Here is a 19,548-nt window from a genome sequence, read left to right on the forward strand (position 1 = left end):
ATTTACTTTTCTTCTACTTTATATTCAATAGGGCGTCGAGCATATTGCTGCAACTCAGTAGCAACTTCGGGATTGTTCTCGTCTTCGAAGACAATAGGCTTGAACTTCTCTTGCAAATATTCAAAGATAACGAACAAAGCCGGTACTACAAAGATCTGAATCATCATACCAATAAGCATACCACCAACGGCTGCTGCACCTAGAGTCTGGTTACCATTCTTGCCTACACCGCTTGCAAACATCATCGGTAACAGACCAATGACCATGGCAAAACCGGTCATCAAGATAGGACGAAGACGCGAAGAAGCACCCAAAATAGCGGCATACTTGATAGCCATACCGGTACGACGACGCTGCAAAGCGAACTCTACTATCAAGATAGCGTTCTTAGCTAGCAGACCAATAAGCATAATCAGCGAAATCTGCATGTAGATATCGTTGCTGTGACCAAACAAGTTGGTGAAGATAAATGCACCTGCCAAACCGAAAGGTAACGACAAGATAACCGACAACGGAAGCAAATAACTCTCGTATTGAGCCGACAAAATCAAGTAAACGAACACAATACACAGCACAAAGATGATGGCTGTGGTATTGCTAGACTCCTGCTCCGAACGGGTCAAACCGGAGAAATCGTAACCGTAACCGGTCGGTAAATTCTGCTGAGCAACTTCTTGTACGGCCTTGATAGCATCTCCTGAAGAATAACCATCGGCCGGTGTTGCATTGATATTGATACTTGTAAACAGGTTGAAACGGTTCACATTAGACGGTCCATAGACACGCTTCAGTGTGCAATATTCACTGATAGGAGCCATTCCGGCAGCCGTACGTACATAGATATTCGTTAAGTCTCCGGGGCGCATACGGCTTGCAACGTCACCTTGGATCATCACGCGGAAGAGCTTACCATAGCTATTAAAATTAGAAGCATAGAGTCCGCCGTAGTATCCTTGCAATGTAGAAAGAACCACTCTTGGACTGATTCCGCTCTGTTTACATTTGGCTACGTCCACATCTACCATATATTGTGGGTAGTTAGGATTGTACGATGTCATCGCATTTGAAATCTCCGGACGCTTGTTCAGTTCCTTTAAGAAGTCCTGAGTAACGCTGAAGAACTTGTTCAAATCGCCACCCGTCTTATCCTGCATAGAGAATGTTAGACCGTTGGTAGCCGAAAAACCGGGAATCATAGGAGGTCCAAATGCTAGAATCTGCGCTCCTTTGATAGAGGCAATCTGCTTGTATATCATACCAAGGACAGACGTATTAGCCATTGGATTGACGAAGAATCGCATGATACCATCACCCTGCCACAAGCCTGAGAGTTTATAGAAGAATCCGCTGGGGCGCTCGTCGAAAGGCTTCAACTTGATAATAAAGGTGGCTTGGTCGGAACCTTGACCGGCAATAAAGTTATAACCGACGATTTGTTCACGGCTTTGGATAGCTGGATTGCTTGCCAACATGGCATCCACACGGTCGGTAACCTTCTGCGTTTCGGCCTGACTGGTAGCAGGAGGAAGCGAGATGGTGACGAACAATGTACCTGTATCTTCATCCGGAACAAGCCCGGTCTTGGTCACACCCATTGAGATGACCAACAATACAATACCCACAACAACGGTAGATATTGTCACAATACGATGACCAATGATATTCTCTACGCCCTTACGATACTTCACGAGCATCTTGTCAAAGGCTGTATTGAAAGCAGTATGAAAACGGTCTATGCGACTCATCTTGCGCTCATGGCCGTCTTTGTCGTGCGGTTTCAAGAACATAGCACAAAGAGCCGGAGACAGCGTCAAGGCATTAATAGCCGAGATAACGATACTTACAGCCATCGTAACACCAAACTCTCGATAGAATGTACCGCTCGTTCCGCTGATGAACGACACCGGAACGAACACCGAAGCCATAACAAGCGTAATAGAAATAATAGCACCTGAAATCTCATTCATGGCGTCAATAGAAGCCGTCTTTGCACTCTTATAACCCAAATCTAGCTTGGCATGCACCGCTTCCACCACCACTATGGCGTCGTCCACTACAATAGCGATGGCCAAAAGTAGCGCAGATAACGTCAGCAAGTTGATGGAGAAACCGAATATCCAAAGGAAAAGGAAGGTACCAATCAATGATACCGGCACGGCAATCAACGGAATCAACGTCGAACGGAAGTCTTGTAAGAAGATGTAAACCACGAAGAACACCAGCACGAAGGTGATAATTAATGTCATTACAACTTCTTCGATAGAGGCATAGAGAAACTCTGTTACATCATAGTCTATCTTGTATTCCAGTCCGGGAGGGAAGTTTTTGGCTTGTTCTTCAAGCACCTGCTTCACACCTTTGGCAATATCATTAGCGTTAGAACCGGCTATCTGCTGTACCATACCCATCACAGAGGGCTGGTTGTTGTTCTTCTGTCCAACAGCATAATTTAGTCCGCCAAGCTCTATCTTAGCCACATCGCGCAGGTGAAGTGTCTGTCCTGTCGACGAATTACTGATGAGGATGTTGCCATATTCGGTCGGTGTCTTCAATCTACCTTTATAGCGCATCACGTATTCGAAGCTGGCATTGCTCTGCTCACCGAACTTACCGGGAGCGGCTTCGATATTCTGTTCGGCCAAAGATGCAGCTATATCAGATGGTATCAAACCATACTGTTTCATCTTATCAGGCTGCAACCAAATACGCATAGAGTAGGTCTTGGTACTGAAAGTCTGCACATCGCCCACCCCGGATACACGCTTCAAGGCCGGAATAATATTAATGTTGTTATAGTTGGTCACGAATTTGGCGTCGTAACGACCATCTTCTGTCGTGATACTATACATGATGACGTTACTCGTCTGACGCTTTGAAGTAGTCACACCCACCTGTGTTACCTCGGCAGGTAGCAACGCTTGCGCCTGTTGTACACGGTTCTGTACATTCACGGCAGCCATGTTCGGGTCGGTACCTTGTTTGAAGTACACCGTAATCATGGCCATACCATCATTCGTTGCCGACGATGTCATGTAGGTCATGTTCTCTACTCCGTTGATACTTTCCTCCAAAGGAGTGACTACGGAGTTCAATACCGTCTGCGCATCTGCACCCGTATAAACCGTCGATACGGATATAGTAGGTGGCGCAATGTCCGGATACTGCTCAACAGGTAGCGATATTAAGCCTATCAATCCCAACAAAACGAGGAAGACTGATACCACCGTTGACAGTACAGGACGTTCAATAAATCTTGAAAATGTCATAATAAACAGTTATTTTCAACAATCTTTTTCTCTACTTTTTACCCTTCATGGTATCAATAAAACCCTTTGCCGAGCCTTGATTGGCTGCCATCTTGGTTGCCTTTTCTAAGTTTACTTCATACTGGGCTTCGGATATTGGCTCTATCTTCATACCGTCGGTCAACGACGTCAAACCCTTGGTTACGATGCGGTCGCCCACCTTCAAACCGGTCAAAACCACATAATTACGCCCATCATTCTGTGGATCGACAGTGATTTCCGTATACTTCACCTTACCGTCTGAGCCTACCGTATAAACAAATACTTTATCTTGTATCTCCGTAGTTGCACTTTGTGGTATCACAATAGCATTACTATGAATGTTTGGAACAATGATAGAACCGGCGCCACCACTCTTCAATACATGGTCGGGATTGTCGAAACGAGCGATCATAGAAAGCGAACCGGTACTTTGATCAATCACTCCGCTCACTTTCGTCACCTTTCCCGGACGGTCGTAGATAGTTCCGTCGGCCAGCTGTAGCTTCACTGCCGGGTAGTCACTAATAGCAGCATGCACGCCACCGGCCTTCTTTGAGAGCTCCAACATATCCTTTTCGGTCATCGAGAAGTATACTTCCATGGTGCTCGTATTAGACACTGTGGTCAACGCATCGGGGCTGGATGCACTTACCAATGCACCTACTTTATAAGGAATATCGCCTACTACACCGTTAGCCGGGCTCTTCACATAGCAGTAACTCAGCATCTCTCTAGCCGAAGCCAAGGATGCCTCGGCCTGTGCCAAAGACGCATGTGCACTCTCATAGGAGTTCTTTGCCGACTGCAACTCATACGAACCGATGACATTGCTACTAAAAAGTTTCTGGCTATTGTCGTAAGTCAACTTAGCCGTATTCATCCCTGAGCGAGCTGTATTCACAGCAGCTTGAGCCTGACGGACAGCTGCTTGATAGGTCTCATTGTCTATAACAAACAACAATTGACCGGCTTTTACAGCCTGACCTTGTTGTACACAAACCTTCGTAATGAATCCCGAAACCTTTGGACGTATCTCCACATCCTGCACACCTTTGATAGTTGCTGGATAAGTAGTTTGCATCTCTGCACTCTGAGAACCAATGGTTACTACCGGATAATGGTTATCGGTTGGCAACTGATTGCGCTTGTTGCCACATGAAGCTATCAAGAGCCCAACGGCTCCAACAAACAAATAAGTCTTAATCTTCATACCTTAAATACTATATATAATTATTATTTCTATCTCATATCATGTAGTCTGACGCGCAACATGCCTCTATCAGCTATCTTATGACGTATTAATCTAAAAACTTATATCGCTATAAAAGTTTTGCGACACAAAAGTACAAATTCTTTGCAAACTTTAGTCTGCAATCAGGTTTTATTTAACAAAGATTATAAGGGAAACTTATATTCTGAATACGATCAAACGGTCAGTCCCATAGAGGCAGCCTTCTTACGCAGCAACTCCAACAAAGGCTCACGCTCGTTAGGCACCTTATTGTCCAGTACAGCGTCTTTCAACGCTTGCTTCAATGCCCCAACTTCTCGCGAAGGACGCAGATGGAACATCTCCATAATCTCGTTACCATCTATCACCGGTTGCAACAATCGCTTGTAATCACGCTCCTGTAAGTCGACCAACTTCTCACGTACAATACGGAAATTGTCGAGGAATCGCTGCTTGCGCTGCTGGTTTTTGCTCGTAATATCAGCTTCACAAAGGGTCATCAGCGAGTCTATATCGTCTCCGGCATCGTTCATCAAGCGACGTACAGCACTGTCGGTCACCTCGTCATCGGCTATGGCTATGGGGCGCATGTGCAAGTCTACCATCTTTTCTACGAACTTCATCTTCGCATCCATCGGCAATTTCATGCGACGAAAAATGGTAGGTATCATCTTCGCTCCTATATAATTATGGTTATGGAACGTCCATCCGGCCACGTTATCCCATCGTTTACTGCGCGGTTTACCTACGTCATGGAATAGCGCCGACCACCGTAACCACAGGTTATCAGTATGTTTACAGATATTATCGAGCACTTCCAACGTGTGATAGAAATTGTTCTTATGAGCACGACCATTGCGTACATCCACCACATCCATGGCTGCTAATTCTGGCAAAATAAGCTTCAACAGTCCGCAACGATGCAAGTCGACGAAGCCTTTACTGGGCGTCTTCGTCATCATGATTTTGTTCATCTCATCAGCAATGCGTTCACCGCTGACAATCTTAATGCGATCGGCATTGCGCTCCAACGCCTCAAACGTCTCATCTTCGATAAAAAAATTAAGCTGTGTGGCGAATCGAATACAGCGCATCATGCGCAAGGGGTCATCCGAAAACGTAATATCCGGGTCGAGCGGCGTGCGGATTATGCCATCTTCCATATCCAAAAGTCCATCGAAAGGATCTACCAATTCGCCAAATCTATCAGCATTCAGACACACGGCCATAGCATTGATGGTGAAGTCGCGACGGTTCTGATCGTCTTCCAACGTACCGTCCTCCACCACCGGTTTGCGCGAGTCGTGGCTATAACTTTCCTTTCGTGCCCCCACAAACTCCACTTCCATGTCGCGGAATTTTACCTGTGCCGTACCGAAATTACGGAACACCGAGAGATGAGCTTTCCTGCCCAACTGCTTCTTCAAGGCGTCAGCCACCTGTATACCACTGCCCACGACCACCACATCAATATCATTTGATGGGCGCTCTAAAAACAAATCGCGCACGTATCCGCCCACCACATAACACTCCATGTGGAGAGAATCGGCTGCTAACGAAATTTGATGGAATATATCTTGATCGAGTAATTGAGCCAAATCGGCATCAGTAAGATTCCTCATTCTTATATTTTAGTCTTATTGGGATGCAAAGTTACTATTTTTTTTCTAATTCATCTAACTTTCTACCCATCTCTTCTCGGCCGTAAGCAATGATTTCCTCGGCCTTGTCATAATCGAATAAACTGTAGCGGCACATGGGTAATTGGACATACAAATCGGGCGGCGTGAGTCGCAAAGCCATCTGAGTATTATTCTGAATCGTCAGCCGTGCCACCCGCAAAGCCATATTAAAATAGTTCTCAGAGAATTTTATCTTATTGAAAGGAAAGTGCGAACGGATTGCAAATTCTAAAGAACTATGCCGTTCGCACTGCGGTTTTAGATAACAAACATACGGTTCATCATCGGGCGCACTGACGTTAACAGCCACTAATAAATCACCCTCTTGGCGCATCACGCGGTCGAGCGGCAACGTATTATGTACACTGCCATCTACCAATACACGCTCTCCATCTATCACCGGACTAAAGAATCCGGGAATGGAAATAGATGCACGGATAGCTTGGAGCAGCGAGCCTTCGTTAAAAACCATTTCTCGTCCCGACACTATATCGCTTGCCACACAACAGAACTTAATCGGTAAATCTTCTATTTTACGATCGCCTACCAACGCTTCCAACGCCATCATCAGTTTCTCACCGGTCGCCACATGATCCAACCCCAGCGAGATACCCATGAGCGAAAGGATACGTCTGCGATCCAAGTTGGTAAGTTCTTGTCGCAGAGCATCCAACTGTCCGGCCGCCCAAAGACCACCTATAAGTGCCCCTATCGATGTTCCTGCTATTGATGTAATGGTATATCCGCGACTCACCAACTCGTCTATTGCTCCAATATGAGCCAATCCACGAGCTCCACCACCCGATAAGACCAATGCCACTCGGCGCTCGTCGGACCGGCACGAGAACCATTTCCTTATACGATTCAATATCTTCATGCTAGTAGTCCTTCCTGTTTCATCATTACAAAAATAATGAAAAAGATGCTTGATACCGCCTTTTTACAGCTAATAATACATAAAAGGGAGGTAAGGAACTGGGATTTCACATATCCAAATTTCCGATAATTACCGCCAAGCACACATACAGGTAGCTACACATAAGCATTGTAGGGACGCGACATGTCGCGTCCGCAGCCAAATAACACCAATGTTTACACCCCACCATTATCCACATCTCATCTCGAAATCATATCAAAATAGAATTTCATCATTGTCTACTTGTCAACGCATCATTTTGTCTACTACCCAACTGCAAGAGCAAGGCAACAATGCTGCCAAGCCGTTTCAGCATCGCTGAGTCATCCCAACAGCGATGCTGACTCAACTTAGCAGCAATCCAAGAGCATTCCCATTACCAGTCGAATCCTTCCTCATAAGCATCGAAAAGATGCTCCGTATCGAGTCGATAACGTTTAAACACCTCCATAACAGCATTTTGGGCAGATGGAGAAATTAGTTTTTCACCCTTTCGGCAATAATAGAATTGCCGGTAGGAAGAGAAGCAATCCATTACCGCTCTACGCACTTCGGGATAGATTTTTCGAGGTACATTGTCGAAAATGTGCAACATACCACGAGCCAACTGTTGCTTCTGCGCCGAGCGATAATACGTGCATGGCGTTCCACTTAAGCCATCGGCAAGTGCATAGGGATTTAACATGTGCATGTAAGTTTGCTTCTCATCCACGTTCGCAGCAAACATCTTGCTCCGCAGGCAAGACGCGCTCAAGGCGCATTTGCCCTCGGTGAGCATGCAAACAACATAGTCTGCCGGTCTTTGATTTGTTGTAGTTTTCATATCATTTGTTTATTAGTCGATGCAAAGTTAACCTCTTTGCACACCTATTGCAACCCCTTGCTGCATACAATGTGCGATACATGAAAGAGACGTTTTGAATATTAAATCACACCATATATCGTTTTTACAAATAATAAATTTATCTTTGCAAAGAAAGAACATATACACTTGAAAGCCGCAATATCATGGATTGGAAGAAAAAAGCCATAACATTATTAGAAGACAGTTTATATCCTATTCCAACGGAATTGAATGAACTTGATTGGAAATGCGCTTTGTCTACAAAAACAGAAAGACTTGCTGAACACCTTTGTGCTTTCTCTAATTACAAAGGAGGAGGGATATTGGTATTTGGAATCAATAATGATGGAAGTTTTACGCCACTCACTAAAACAGATATTGACAACATTATCCAGAAATTAGGAAATATTGCACACAACAATCTGTCATCGTCTATTAGTATAGAACATGCAGTCTTAACTTATCAAGAACACTCTATGCTATTCATTTATATCCCTGAGCAATCAGATAAGCCCATCCACAAAAAGGGGTCAAATATGTTTGATGCATATACACGTTCAGCAGGTTCAACCATCAAGATGTCGAGGTCACAAATCAAATCCCTCATAGCAGACTCACAAGGAACTCCGTTTGAGAAAAGACATGCAAAGCAAAATCTGACAGTAAAGCAAGTCCTCACCCTGCTCAACTATAGGAAATTGTATCAGATTTTGGACAAAACAATCCCAAACAACACGCAGATTGTGATGGAATTACTTGTAACCTTAGGGTATTGTACAGAATCTCTAGACGCAGGAAAGTGGGATATCACTAATCTTGGAGCTTTGCTATTCGCCAATGATATAAAAGACTTTGAAGAGCTTAGTAGCCATTCGGTAATTGTGAGGATATACGAGGGCAATAACAATTTAAAACTACTTCATGAGCAAATCGGAACATATGGATATGCTATTGGCTTCGATGGATTAATTGACTATGTAATGAAGCACTCCTCCACAGAGAACATAAAAGTGGCTCGAATACTGCAACCGACATATCCACTGATAGCCATTAGGGAGTTTATTGCCAATGCGTTGGTCCATCAAGATTTCTCTATACCGGGCATGGCTGTAACTATTGAAATATTTAAAGACAGAATTGTAATAACAAATCCGGGATCCCCACTTGGAGATATTAATCGATTAATAGATATGCCTCCACTATCCCGAAATGAACAACTCGCCCAAGCGATGTTCTTCCTGAGATATTGCGAGCGTCGCGGAAGTGGTATAGACCGTGCCGTTGAAGCCATAGAACAGATGCTTCTACCTGCTGTTAAATTCACAAAAAACGCACTATACACACGCATATTCCTCTATCCGAGAAAGAGAATATCAGATATGACCAAGCAAGAGAAGGTTATGGCGTGCTATCAGCATGCCTGTCTCTCATACGAATCAAACAATCCTATCAACAACTTATCAGTAAGAGAAAGATTTGGATTGGATAAGAATAAATCTGCCGTAGCATCACGTATCATATCAGATACATTAGAAGCGCACTTGATAAAAGTATCAGACGAAAGTATAACTTCTAAAAAATATGCCACATATGTTCCATATTATGTTTAAGTTCTTATTTGCAAAACAAATCAAATAACACCATAATCTACTGATTATCAGAGTATTCTTATTTGCAAAGTAAATCATATCAGTACTTTTACACACAAGAATCGAGTCCTACTATCTCACATTTTGGATATATTTCTAGTATTTATTATCTTTGCCAATAACATCATTCAATGAAAACCAACGTCTCACAATGGACATAGAAGAAGCACGATTGGTCGCGCTACAACACAAAGGAGTGACAGAAGAATTGTTTGCCGAGCGATGGATTTCGTTCCGTATCGAGGGTAAATGGTTCATGCTGATAGAACTGGATACACCCGAACCACGCATTGCCGTTAAACTAAAGCCGGAACACGGACAGGAGTTGCGCGAACAATACGATGGTGTCAAACCGGCGTATCACATGAACAAGAAACATTGGAACGACCTCTATCTAGACCTATTACCCCCCCGAATTGGTGACCGATTGTATCGCAGGATCTTACCAATTGGTAGTTCATTCGCTACCCAAAAAGATAAGAATGGAACTAGAGAAAAATTAGCGCGTAGGCGAATAGATTACATTATCAAGTGCGCACGTACCCTCCTGATTAGTCAAGACAAAGGTAAACATCCACTTAGCAAGGCGAGTGGCAGAAGTAGCCTCAAATCCGTTATTGGGCAACTTGATGAGTATCTTGTTCCAACCCTTGTTGAGTGAGATGCCAATAGGCTTCCGAGCGCTGAAATTCTCATTGAGTAACGGACGTTCATTCGTACGTTCGGTGTAGGTATTCTGCCATTTGGGTGGGGTTATCTCCGCGTCGTTCACCCAAATACGACTCTCTCTATAATCCCATTTACCCTGTCGTGGCGCTACATCAGCCTCACTACGACCGTAATTGTAGAACTCTATCTGTGCACCAGCCATCTGCTTCACGGGCGAATAAACATAGGTATAGGCGTACGCGGTAGTATTGGATTGCGGATGTTCAAAGAATCCGGGCACCATCTTCTCTCCCCAATAATGTCGCAAAAACACCGTAGCGCCCAGCGCAGAATGCGTACCATAAACCTTTCCTTGATAAGTATAAGAAGATTTCAGTTCTTCGGTCTCTGGTGGAAACTTCATTGTTAAATCACCATTATTAGGAAAAGCGTCGGTAATAAGCCATTTCACGTTAGTTTGTTTCACATAGTTGATAGGCTTACCTTGTAGAAAATGCGCCTTATGATAAAGGAACCGACGTTCCCAATCGAAGAAATCGGTGTCGGCAACAGACAGTCTTACCCCTTTGTTTGTGAAATAACCTTTTCCTCCACCAAGCCATCCACGCTCGGCAGCAGCCAACATAGAGGCATAAAAATTGTTCTGCGTAATGATAGATTCATAGCTAGGCATCAGCCTATCGTTCCACATCCCCATGATAACACCGGCATACTGTGCACTCCCCTCCTGTTGTTCGGCAATAGTAGAACCATAAAGCAAGGCTAAATCGGCATACGTATCGAAGTGATTAATGTAGTGATAACGAGAGTCAATGGCCGGTACGCCGGGAGTAGGTCGGCCTCGCCCACTCCACATCTGTGTCATATTGAGCACCGACTTATCCCCCACACCGGGACTCCATGCCATTACTTTGCGACCAAGCGACTTGAGATGGGCTACGATTTCACTTACAAAGGTGTTCAAATCCAATGCATGTTGCCCGGCCAGAGGCTTATCGGCAACACGATATTCGTCTGTTCCTATGTGCATCCATGGGGTACCACTGAAAGTCTCGGAAGCCTCTGTTAGCAGATTCTTCAATTCATTCAGTCCCTCCACCGTGACCATACTATGCCCCATAGCACGACGAAAGGCCTCGCTATGACCGGGCATATCAAGTTCGGGAATAACCGTGATACCATAAGAAGATGCCAAGGTAACAAGTTCACGAACTTGTGCCTTGGTATAATATTGACCGGGAAACCGCGTAAAACTAGAATCGGCATTCAACTGAGGATAAATATCGCTCTGCAATCGCCAACCTTGATTATCGGTGAGATGCCACTGGAATACGTTCACTTTGTAGCGAGCCAAGGCCACAACCTCTTCTTTAAGTCGCTCGAAAGGGATATAACTGCGCCCGATATCATGCATGTAACCCCGCACTCGAAAGGCAGCCCAGTCTGTAATATCGCAACCGGCTATAGACCCACGACGTCCTTCGGCCAACTGACGGAGCGTCTGTGCTGCACGCAAAGCACCCAAACGAGTCGCAGCCTCTATCATTATCGTATTCGGATTGACCGTCAAATGATAAGCTTCTTCTTGGAATCGAGCACCACGAACCGATGCGACCATCCGCACAACAATGGTAGCATGAGCCTTAGCAACAACCTTTCCACCACCTTCAACGACCAACTCGGACAACTCTGCTGCCACACGCGGTCCACCAACGATAGCCACACTATCGGGCATCACGATGGATATAGAGCGATGAAGCGAGAATTGTCCCCTCACCCTTTGCAGTGAATGAGGGGTTGGCATGAGATGGATGATGTCGGCAGAAACCGACAACGGCAAGAATATTGTAAGCAATAGCAACTTCAAGAAAATTCGATGTATCAGGTATTTCATGACAACTCATTTGGATTAGACGGTCACAAAGTTAAAGAAAAATGAGAAAAAGGAAAAGTATAGTAGGCTTTTTTGCTATTGAAAGAAAAATGCGTATATTTGTCATCTAACTAATAGACCGGAGATGAAGAAGCAACTCAATATACTATTGATTATCACAATATGGTTGGTTTCGTGTGCACCAACCGAAGATGAAAAGGCGGCTGCGCTGGTACAGTCGATAGATTCCCTGTATGCACAAGGTAAGTATGCCGATGTACTCGACTCCATTGAGTCGTTACGCAGAACTTATCCTATGGCTATTGAGTCGCGCAAACATGCTCTCAAAGTTTGGCAAGAAGCTTCATTGAAGCTTGCCCAAACCGAAATCGCCCAAACCGACTCAGCCCTACAAGCCACCATTGCCCTCGTCCAAACCTCTGCTACCATTGCCGAACGCAACAAATTAGGCGTCAAGCGTGATTCACTACAAGCCCGCTACGAAGCTATGTGCGGTGTCGTACGAATGATTCGGATAAAACAAAGGGCTGAGAAATAGAAACTTTCAAGGAAGTTATTGGAAACAACCGAAGCAATCCGAAATTATCAGAAGTCCCTAATCAGAACCATTTGATTGGACATGTACACACCACCGTTCACCATCACAGCAAAGATAGTCAACCAAATAGCTGACATATCAGCCCAAATTGAGCGATATGCCATTAGGCTGGAGCAAAACGATAGCCTACATTTGCGTAAGGCAAATCGTATAAAGACAATTCACAGTTCGCTAGCTATTGAGGGCAACACCCTTTCAGAGAACGAAGTAAAAGACATTGTTGAGGGAAAAACGGTGGTGGCTCCCCTCCGACAAATACAAGAAGTGAAGAACGCTTTGGCTACATATGAGTTACTTGATCAATTAAATCCATTCGAAGTCAATGATTTGTTACGTACTCACAGCACGATGATGATGGCATAGACTGATGATGCTGGACACTTCCGACGAGGCGGTGTAGGAGTTTTTTTCAGAACCGGGCGTTGTGTACATTGCCCCACCTGCCGATAGAGTTCCATACCTAATAAACGATCTTTTTGCTTGGTTAAAAACCGCTCAAGACCATCTACTCATCCGTTCCTGCGTATTTCACTACGAATTTGAGTTTATCCATCCTTTTAGTGATGGCAATGGACGAACTGGTAGATTGTGGCAATCGCTCATACTATCAAAATTACATCCCCTCTTTGCTCATCTACCTGTGGAGAATATCGTTTATTCCAACCAAGAACAGTACTATAAAGCTATAGCAACAGCCAATGATAATGCCAACAGCACACCTTTCATTGAATTTATGCTTGATGAAATCTTGAAAACATTAAAGTCTCAACAAGGACAACCTATTAATAAGAGTAGAGAACAAAGAAAATACATCAACGAGGAATTTGAAGCTAGATTTGGCAAAAAGTTCGGTGTAAAGTTCGGTGTAAAGTTCGGTGTAAACGAAAAACAGACGCTTCTTCTCATTGCCAAAAACTCTATATTAACAAGTTCGGAAATAGCCCAACAAATAGGAATAAGCCAACGTGCTATAGAGAAACATCTACAAAAATTCCGTCAACTCGGCATCATTGAACACGTAGGTAGTGACAAAACCAGACGATGGAAAGTCAAATCCATAGAATAACAAAACCATCTCTTGCACTAAACGCAATAAGAAAACACCCCCATCTACCAACTTTCAACAGGCTATAACATAATCAACTCTTCTTGACTCCCAAACTTTCTCACTTGAAAGTTTGACACCTTATATATTAATTATTTGCTTTTCTCGGTGGAATTCATTAAATTTGCAGGCGAAAATTTTAGGATTCATGAGTCATTCCAACACGGAAGAACAGTTCAAGAACATCATGCGCGAATGCCGCACACTGTTCGAAAAGAAGCTACATGACTATGGAGCTTCATGGCGTATATTGCGTCCATCCTCTCTCACCGACCAACTTTTTATCAAAGCCAAGCGCATTCGCTCGCTTGAAATCAAGAAAGAATCACGCGTAGGCGATGGTATCAGGACGGAATTTGTGGCACTTATCAACTATGGTATCATCGGTTTAATACAGTTGGAAAAAGGATTTGCCGATTCCATTGATATGACACCAACAGACGCTTTGGCTCTCTATGACCGACATGCAGAGGAAGCTTTGAATCTCATGTTGAAGAAGAACCACGACTACGACGAAGCTTGGAGAGACATGCGCACTAGCAGTTACACCGACTTCATACTGACAAAGATAGAACGTGTCAAAGAGATTGAGGACATAGGAGGCGAAACTCTCGTGTCGGAAGGTATTGATGCCAACTACATGGACATCATCAATTACGCTGTATTTGGAGCCATCAAATTAGCGGAATAAGCAGAAGAAGTGGACAGACTGAAAACCATCCTCACCAACCTATGTAGATTGCTGCTTGCATTTACATTTATCTTTTCGGGTTATGTGAAAGCCATTGACCCCATCGGCACCCAATATAAGATACAAGATTACCTAAGTGCGATAGGATTGGTGGACGTATTGCCAGACTGGTTGACACTCTTCACATCGGTAGGATTAGCGGCATTGGAGTTCTCATTGGGCATTTTCATGCTGTTCGCTATTCGTCGTCGCGTCATCTCTAAGATTGTTATACTGTTCATGAGTATCATGACAGTTATTACAATATGGATAGTTGTGACCGACCCGATAAAAGATTGCGGTTGCTTCGGCGACGCCATCATCCTGTCGAACACACAAACATTGCTCAAAAATATAGTGCTGTTGGCTGCAGCCATCATTATAGCGATATGGCCATTGCGCCAAATGCGATTCATCTCGAAGAGCAATCAGTGGATTGTCATCAACTATACGGTGCTGTTTATTATTATCTCAAGTGGGTATAGTCTTTACGATTTACCCCAATTCGACTTCCGTCCTTATCATGTAGGAGCTAACATTCTGAAAGGAATGGAGATTCCGCAAGGAGCCAAGCAACCGAAATTTGAGACAACATTCCTGCTTCAGAAGAATGGAAAGACGCGTGAGTTCACACTTGACAACTATCCTGATTCAACGTGGACGTTCGTGGATAGCAAAACGGTACAAACAGAGAAAGGCTATATTCCACCCATCCACGACTTCTCCATCCAGCTCAATAGCACGGGCGAAGATATTACCCGACAGGTTCTTACCAACAAAGGTTACACCTTCCTACTTATATCTCCCCATTTGGAAGTGGCTGACGATGGGAATTTCGGAGACATAAATCAGGTTTACGAATATGCTCAAAACTATGGTATACCATTCTATGGACTGACCGCAAGCGACAGTATAGCCATCAGCCATTGGGAAGATATGACCGGAGCTGAGTATCCGTTCTGTACTACAGACGAAACTACGTTGAAAACCATCATCCGTAGTAATCCGGGATTGGTACTTATTAAGGATGGTACTATCATCCGAAAGTGGAGCCACAACAGGCTGCCTAAGGATGAGGAACTGAAGAAACCACTCGCTCAAACCGAAATTGGCAAGATGTCGGACAATACGATTGCCGGTGACATATTGAAGATCATACTCTGTTTTGTGCTGCCACTGACACTCTTGACCTTGGCCGATCGCCTTTGGGCTTGGAGTAGATGGGTGAGAGCAAAAGAACTGAAAGAAAAGAAACATATTGTTCAACTCTTTAATAAAAAGAATAGTAAAATGAGAAAGAAAATTGTAGCAGGCAACTGGAAAATGAACATGAACCTGCAAGACGGCGTAGCTTTGGCTAAAGAACTCAACGAAGCTTTGGCAGCAGACAAGCCAAACTGTGATGTTGTTATCTGTACTCCATTTATCCACTTGGCTACCGTAGCCGGCATTTTGGACAGCAATACCATCGGACTTGGTGCAGAAAACTGCGCTGACAAGGAAAAGGGAGCTTTCACTGGTGAGGTTTCTGCTGAGATGGTAAAGAGTACCGGTGCTCAATATGTAATCCTTGGCCACTCTGAGCGTCGTCAATATTACAATGAAACTCCGGAGATCTTGAAGGAGAAAGTATTGTTGGCACTGAAGAACGGTTTGAAGGTTATCTTCTGTATCGGTGAGACTTTGGAAGAGCGCGAAGCTAATAAGCAGAACGAAGTAGTAAAGGCTGAACTCGAAGGTTCTGTATTCAACTTGTCAGAAGAAGAATTTAAGAACATCATCATTGCTTATGAGCCAATTTGGGCTATCGGTACCGGCAAGACAGCTACATCAGATCAGGCTGAAGAAATCCACGCATTCATCCGCTCAGCAGTCGCTGCTAAATACGGAGAGAAGATTGCCGACGAGACTTCTATCCTCTATGGTGGCAGCTGCAAGGCTAGCAATGCACCCGAACTATTCGCTAAACCCGACATTGATGGTGGTTTGATTGGTGGCGCAGCATTGAAATGCGCTGACTTCAAAGGCATTATTGACGCTTGGAAGAAATAAGAAATAAATCATTGAAGAATGGAAGGAGAAGACTCATTCCTTACAGAAAGAGTCTTTCTCCGCCTTTCTTTCCCTATTTAAATCGACATGATTAGAAATAAATTCGTCGCTCTATTGATATTGGTCATGTGTCCGTTTGCGACCATCAGCGCCCAAACATTCCTCGAACAACTACAAAAGAAAGTTCCAGGACAAGGCACCGTGTCTGTCAAACAAAGTAAGGAGATAGACGAATTGGTGAATGGTAGCAAGACTCAACAGAATGGTACCAAGCCACAAATAGATCCTAAGACCAAGGAAACGAAGCCCACCGAGCACCCTACCCCTACCACCCAACAACATAACGGTGACTCTACCAAGCGCGAACCAGCTCACAAAGAGGCTACACCGACAACTCAAAAGACTGCTGTTAATCCTCAAAAGACAACAGAAGAGGGTTATGATGAAACAGAAACACCGACCGTAGACTTACGTAAGAAAGTAATGGTGAGAAGTTATAAGGTGAATGGGTACAGGGTACAAGCATTCTCCGGAGGTAACTCCAGAGCCGACAAACAACGCGCTCAACAAATAGGTAACGCCATCAAAATGGCTTATCCAGACCAACCGGTCTATGTACATTTCTACTCACCACGATGGATTTGCCGCATCGGTAACTATCGAAGCATGCAAGAAGCAGTCCAAATGTTGCAGAATCTTCGCAAGATGGGCTACAAGCAAGCAACCATTGTACGTGGTAAGATTACCGTACAAGACTAACATTACAATAGAATATACCGGCTATAAGCCACTCTATCATATACGAAACAAATAGAATGAATCCTGAAATTGAATTTCGTGAGGGACTGGAAGAACTCGCATCACACTACCAAGCTATACTGAAACTCCTTGGCGAAGACACCGAACGCGAGGGATTAGAGAAGACTCCTATGCGCGTGGCAAAGGCCATGCAAGTACTCACGAGAGGCTATTCGCAAGATCCACACAAGGTATTAACTGACGCTCTTTTTGCTGAGAAGTACAACCAAATGGTCATTGTGAAGGACATTGATTTCTTTTCTATGTGCGAACATCATATGCTTCCATTCTATGGGAAAGTGCATGTTGCTTATATTCCCGATGGATATATTACCGGACTTAGCAAGATTGCACGCGTCGTAGACATCTTTAGTCATCGCTTACAAGTGCAAGAACGCTTGACACAACAGATTAAAGACTGCATCCAAAACACCCTGCATCCACTCGGAGTGATGGTCGTCATCGAGGCCAAACACATGTGTATGCAAATGCGCGGTGTCGAAAAGCAAAACTCAATTACGACTACCAGCGATTTCAGCGGGGCTTTCAATCAGGCTAAGACGCGCGAGGAATTTATGAATTTATTGCGTGGAGAATCTAAGAGAATTTAACAATTCCACATGCAAGATTCTCCTTTTCATATCGTTTTATACACATAACGAATTAAAAAACTTATCACATGAAAAATTTTAAAAGTTTATTTACCTTGATGTGCTGTGCTCTTTTGGCAACAGCTTCTTTTACTTCTTGTTTGGGTTCTGATAACAATGACGATTCCAACAATTACAAAAAACTCACTCCTACAGAGAAAACCACAATGATAACTGCCTTATCTGGCAATTATAAAGGAAAAGTGTATTCTTACAAAAACATCTCTGAGAGCAAGCCGGATTCTATGGATATCATGATAAGAGCAGCAATTGATTCTACCATTATTATCCCCAACATCCCCACAAAAGCCATCAGCAAGTATATTACAAGCGACGATAGCACACTTGTAAATCAAGCAAAGACTTTCACAATTAAGGCCAATGTACGTACACCAGCAACTTATTCTACCCAATTCTTTAATAAAGGATATTATCAATTTATAATAATTCCGACTACTACCACATTCTCTGCCGGTTCAAAGAATGTAACTATTGAGTACGCCAACCAATTAACTTTCAAACAAGTTGTTTTATACCCGATATGCGAATCTTTCCAAAATCAATTCGGATGTACGCTTCTTATCAAGAGCATCAAAGTTGGCAATAGCACCTACGACGTCAATTTACCATTGCGATTCAAAGGCAAGAAATAAAATATAACATGCTGAAATTCATCTCATGGAATGTAAATGGGCTACGTGCCTGTGTAGGTAAGAACTTTGAAGCCGACTTCAAAGCACTTGATGCCGACTTCTTTTGCTTGCAAGAAACAAAGATGCAAGCCGGTCAGCTAGACTTACAATTCGAGGGATATGAATCGTATTGGAACTATGCCGACAAGAAAGGATACTCCGGTACGGCCATCTATACCAAGCATAAGCCACTCAATGTGGCTTATGGCATGGGTATCGACGAACACGACCACGAAGGGCGCGTCATCACACTAGAGTATGCCGACTTCTTCTTAGTTACCGTTTATACCCCCAACTCACAAGACGAGCTACGCCGTTTAGATTATCGCATGCAGTGGGAGGACGAATTTTCAAAGTATCTACAGGCACTCGACGCACGTAAACCCGTTATTGTTTGTGGTGATATGAATGTAGCTCACGAAGAGATAGACCTCAAAAATCCTAAGACCAATCATCGTAATGCAGGCTTCACCGACGAAGAACGCGAGAAGATGACAGCCTTATTGGCCAAAGGATTCATCGATACTTTCCGCACACTCTATCCTGAACAAATCACTTACAGTTGGTGGTCGTATCGTTTCAAAGCTCGCGAACGCAACACAGGGTGGCGTATTGACTATTTCCTTGCATCCGAACGGTTGCGCGACCGTATCTCAGATGCCAAAATACATACCGACATCTTTGGTTCCGATCACTGTCCCGTAGAGCTCGTTCTCAACGATTAAGTAATACAAACAAGCAATATCCATTC

At 43.9% G+C, this 19,548-nt stretch carries 14 protein-coding genes and 2 pseudogenes; 10 read left to right on the forward strand and 6 right to left on the reverse strand.

Annotated elements, in window-relative coordinates:
• Window positions 1–2: 2 nt before the first annotated feature.
• From AC1EK4_RS01030 to AC1EK4_RS01050, 5 genes are all read right to left on the reverse strand, one after another.
• Window positions 3–3,266 (reverse strand): efflux RND transporter permease subunit, encoded by a 3,264-nt coding sequence (locus AC1EK4_RS01030; RefSeq protein ID WP_480356674.1) that lies wholly within the window; start codon window positions 3,264–3,266, stop codon window positions 3–5.
• A 31-nt stretch (window positions 3,267–3,297) separates the two neighbouring features.
• Window positions 3,298–4,497, reverse strand: coding sequence for an efflux RND transporter periplasmic adaptor subunit (locus tag AC1EK4_RS01035; RefSeq protein ID WP_480356676.1), 1,200 nt, complete (start codon window positions 4,495–4,497; stop codon window positions 3,298–3,300).
• A gap of 215 nt (window positions 4,498–4,712) precedes the next feature.
• Entirely contained in the window at window positions 4,713–6,140 is a 1,428-nt protein-coding gene (locus AC1EK4_RS01040) for a CCA tRNA nucleotidyltransferase (protein ID WP_480356678.1), read from the reverse strand.
• Window positions 6,141–6,174: 34 nt separating this feature from the next.
• Entirely contained in the window at window positions 6,175–7,077 is a 903-nt protein-coding gene (locus AC1EK4_RS01045) for a patatin-like phospholipase family protein (protein ID WP_036896684.1), read from the reverse strand.
• 415 nt (window positions 7,078–7,492) lie between these two features.
• Window positions 7,493–7,939 carry a DUF6078 family protein gene (locus AC1EK4_RS01050; protein ID WP_052052802.1) on the reverse strand — a complete coding sequence of 149 codons (447 nt, stop codon included), beginning with the start codon at window positions 7,937–7,939 and terminating at the stop codon, window positions 7,493–7,495.
• 185 nt (window positions 7,940–8,124) lie between these two features.
• Between AC1EK4_RS01050 and AC1EK4_RS01055 the strand changes: the two genes are divergently transcribed.
• Complete coding sequence (locus AC1EK4_RS01055; RefSeq protein ID WP_036896685.1) at window positions 8,125–9,570, forward strand: ATP-binding protein; 1,446 nt, start codon at window positions 8,125–8,127, stop codon at window positions 9,568–9,570.
• A gap of 190 nt (window positions 9,571–9,760) precedes the next feature.
• Window positions 9,761–9,955 (forward strand): annotated as a pseudogene (locus AC1EK4_RS01060) (MmcQ/YjbR family DNA-binding protein); the annotation flags it as partial.
• A gap of 153 nt (window positions 9,956–10,108) precedes the next feature.
• On the opposite strand, the gene AC1EK4_RS01065 reads toward AC1EK4_RS01060, so the two are convergent.
• Window positions 10,109–12,172 (reverse strand): family 20 glycosylhydrolase, encoded by a 2,064-nt coding sequence (locus tag AC1EK4_RS01065; protein ID WP_480356680.1) that lies wholly within the window; start codon window positions 12,170–12,172, stop codon window positions 10,109–10,111.
• Window positions 12,173–12,296: 124 nt separating this feature from the next.
• Here AC1EK4_RS01065 and AC1EK4_RS01070 point away from each other — a divergent pair, with 124 nt between their 5' ends.
• The 8 genes and pseudogenes from AC1EK4_RS01070 (at window position 12,297) to AC1EK4_RS01105 (ending at window position 19,522) form a co-directional block, all read left to right on the forward strand.
• Window positions 12,297–12,710, forward strand: coding sequence for a hypothetical protein (locus tag AC1EK4_RS01070; protein WP_036896687.1), 414 nt, complete (start codon window positions 12,297–12,299; stop codon window positions 12,708–12,710).
• Between the two features lie 81 nt (window positions 12,711–12,791).
• A pseudogene (locus tag AC1EK4_RS01075) lies at window positions 12,792–13,836 on the forward strand (Fic family protein).
• Between the two features lie 187 nt (window positions 13,837–14,023).
• A complete protein-coding gene (locus AC1EK4_RS01080) occupies window positions 14,024–14,566 on the forward strand; it encodes a DUF1599 domain-containing protein (RefSeq protein WP_036896688.1) in 543 nt (180 codons plus the stop codon).
• Between the two features lie 9 nt (window positions 14,567–14,575).
• On the forward strand, window positions 14,576–16,657 hold the full coding sequence (locus AC1EK4_RS01085) for a BT_3928 family protein (RefSeq protein WP_480356682.1): 2,082 nt from the start codon (window positions 14,576–14,578) through the stop codon (window positions 16,655–16,657).
• An 87-nt stretch (window positions 16,658–16,744) separates the two neighbouring features.
• The gene (locus AC1EK4_RS01090; protein ID WP_062432550.1) at window positions 16,745–17,416 is read left to right on the forward strand and encodes an SPOR domain-containing protein; all 672 of its coding nucleotides are present in this window, start codon (window positions 16,745–16,747) and stop codon (window positions 17,414–17,416) included.
• A gap of 56 nt (window positions 17,417–17,472) precedes the next feature.
• Window positions 17,473–18,066, forward strand: coding sequence for a GTP cyclohydrolase I FolE (gene folE / locus AC1EK4_RS01095; protein ID WP_036896690.1), 594 nt, complete (start codon window positions 17,473–17,475; stop codon window positions 18,064–18,066).
• A gap of 68 nt (window positions 18,067–18,134) precedes the next feature.
• A complete protein-coding gene (locus AC1EK4_RS01100) occupies window positions 18,135–18,758 on the forward strand; it encodes a hypothetical protein (protein ID WP_480356685.1) in 624 nt (207 codons plus the stop codon).
• Between the two features lie 11 nt (window positions 18,759–18,769).
• Window positions 18,770–19,522 carry an exodeoxyribonuclease III gene (locus tag AC1EK4_RS01105; protein ID WP_036896734.1) on the forward strand — a complete coding sequence of 251 codons (753 nt, stop codon included), beginning with the start codon at window positions 18,770–18,772 and terminating at the stop codon, window positions 19,520–19,522.
• The last annotated feature ends 26 nt before the right edge of the window (window positions 19,523–19,548 follow it).

This window comes from Prevotella sp. C0026C3, assembly GCF_056590795.1.

What these genes read in the sequence shown, in the direction of transcription:
- AC1EK4_RS01030 (WP_480356674.1), bottom strand. Translation starts at nt 3,266, where the DNA reads ATGACATTTTCAAGATTTATTGAACGTCCTGTACTGTCAACGGTGGTA.
- AC1EK4_RS01035 (WP_480356676.1), bottom strand. Translation starts at nt 4,497, where the DNA reads ATGAAGATTAAGACTTATTTGTTTGTTGGAGCCGTTGGGCTCTTGATA.
- AC1EK4_RS01040 (WP_480356678.1), bottom strand. Translation starts at nt 6,140, where the DNA reads ATGAGGAATCTTACTGATGCCGATTTGGCTCAATTACTCGATCAAGAT.
- AC1EK4_RS01045 (WP_036896684.1), bottom strand. Translation starts at nt 7,077, where the DNA reads ATGAAGATATTGAATCGTATAAGGAAATGGTTCTCGTGCCGGTCCGAC.
- AC1EK4_RS01050 (WP_052052802.1), bottom strand. Translation starts at nt 7,939, where the DNA reads ATGAAAACTACAACAAATCAAAGACCGGCAGACTATGTTGTTTGCATG.
- AC1EK4_RS01055 (WP_036896685.1), top strand. Translation starts at nt 8,125, where the DNA reads ATGGATTGGAAGAAAAAAGCCATAACATTATTAGAAGACAGTTTATAT.
- AC1EK4_RS01065 (WP_480356680.1), bottom strand. Translation starts at nt 12,172, where the DNA reads ATGAAATACCTGATACATCGAATTTTCTTGAAGTTGCTATTGCTTACA.
- AC1EK4_RS01070 (WP_036896687.1), top strand. Translation starts at nt 12,297, where the DNA reads ATGAAGAAGCAACTCAATATACTATTGATTATCACAATATGGTTGGTT.
- AC1EK4_RS01080 (WP_036896688.1), top strand. Translation starts at nt 14,024, where the DNA reads ATGAGTCATTCCAACACGGAAGAACAGTTCAAGAACATCATGCGCGAA.
- AC1EK4_RS01090 (WP_062432550.1), top strand. Translation starts at nt 16,745, where the DNA reads ATGATTAGAAATAAATTCGTCGCTCTATTGATATTGGTCATGTGTCCG.
- folE (WP_036896690.1), top strand. Translation starts at nt 17,473, where the DNA reads ATGAATCCTGAAATTGAATTTCGTGAGGGACTGGAAGAACTCGCATCA.
- AC1EK4_RS01100 (WP_480356685.1), top strand. Translation starts at nt 18,135, where the DNA reads ATGAAAAATTTTAAAAGTTTATTTACCTTGATGTGCTGTGCTCTTTTG.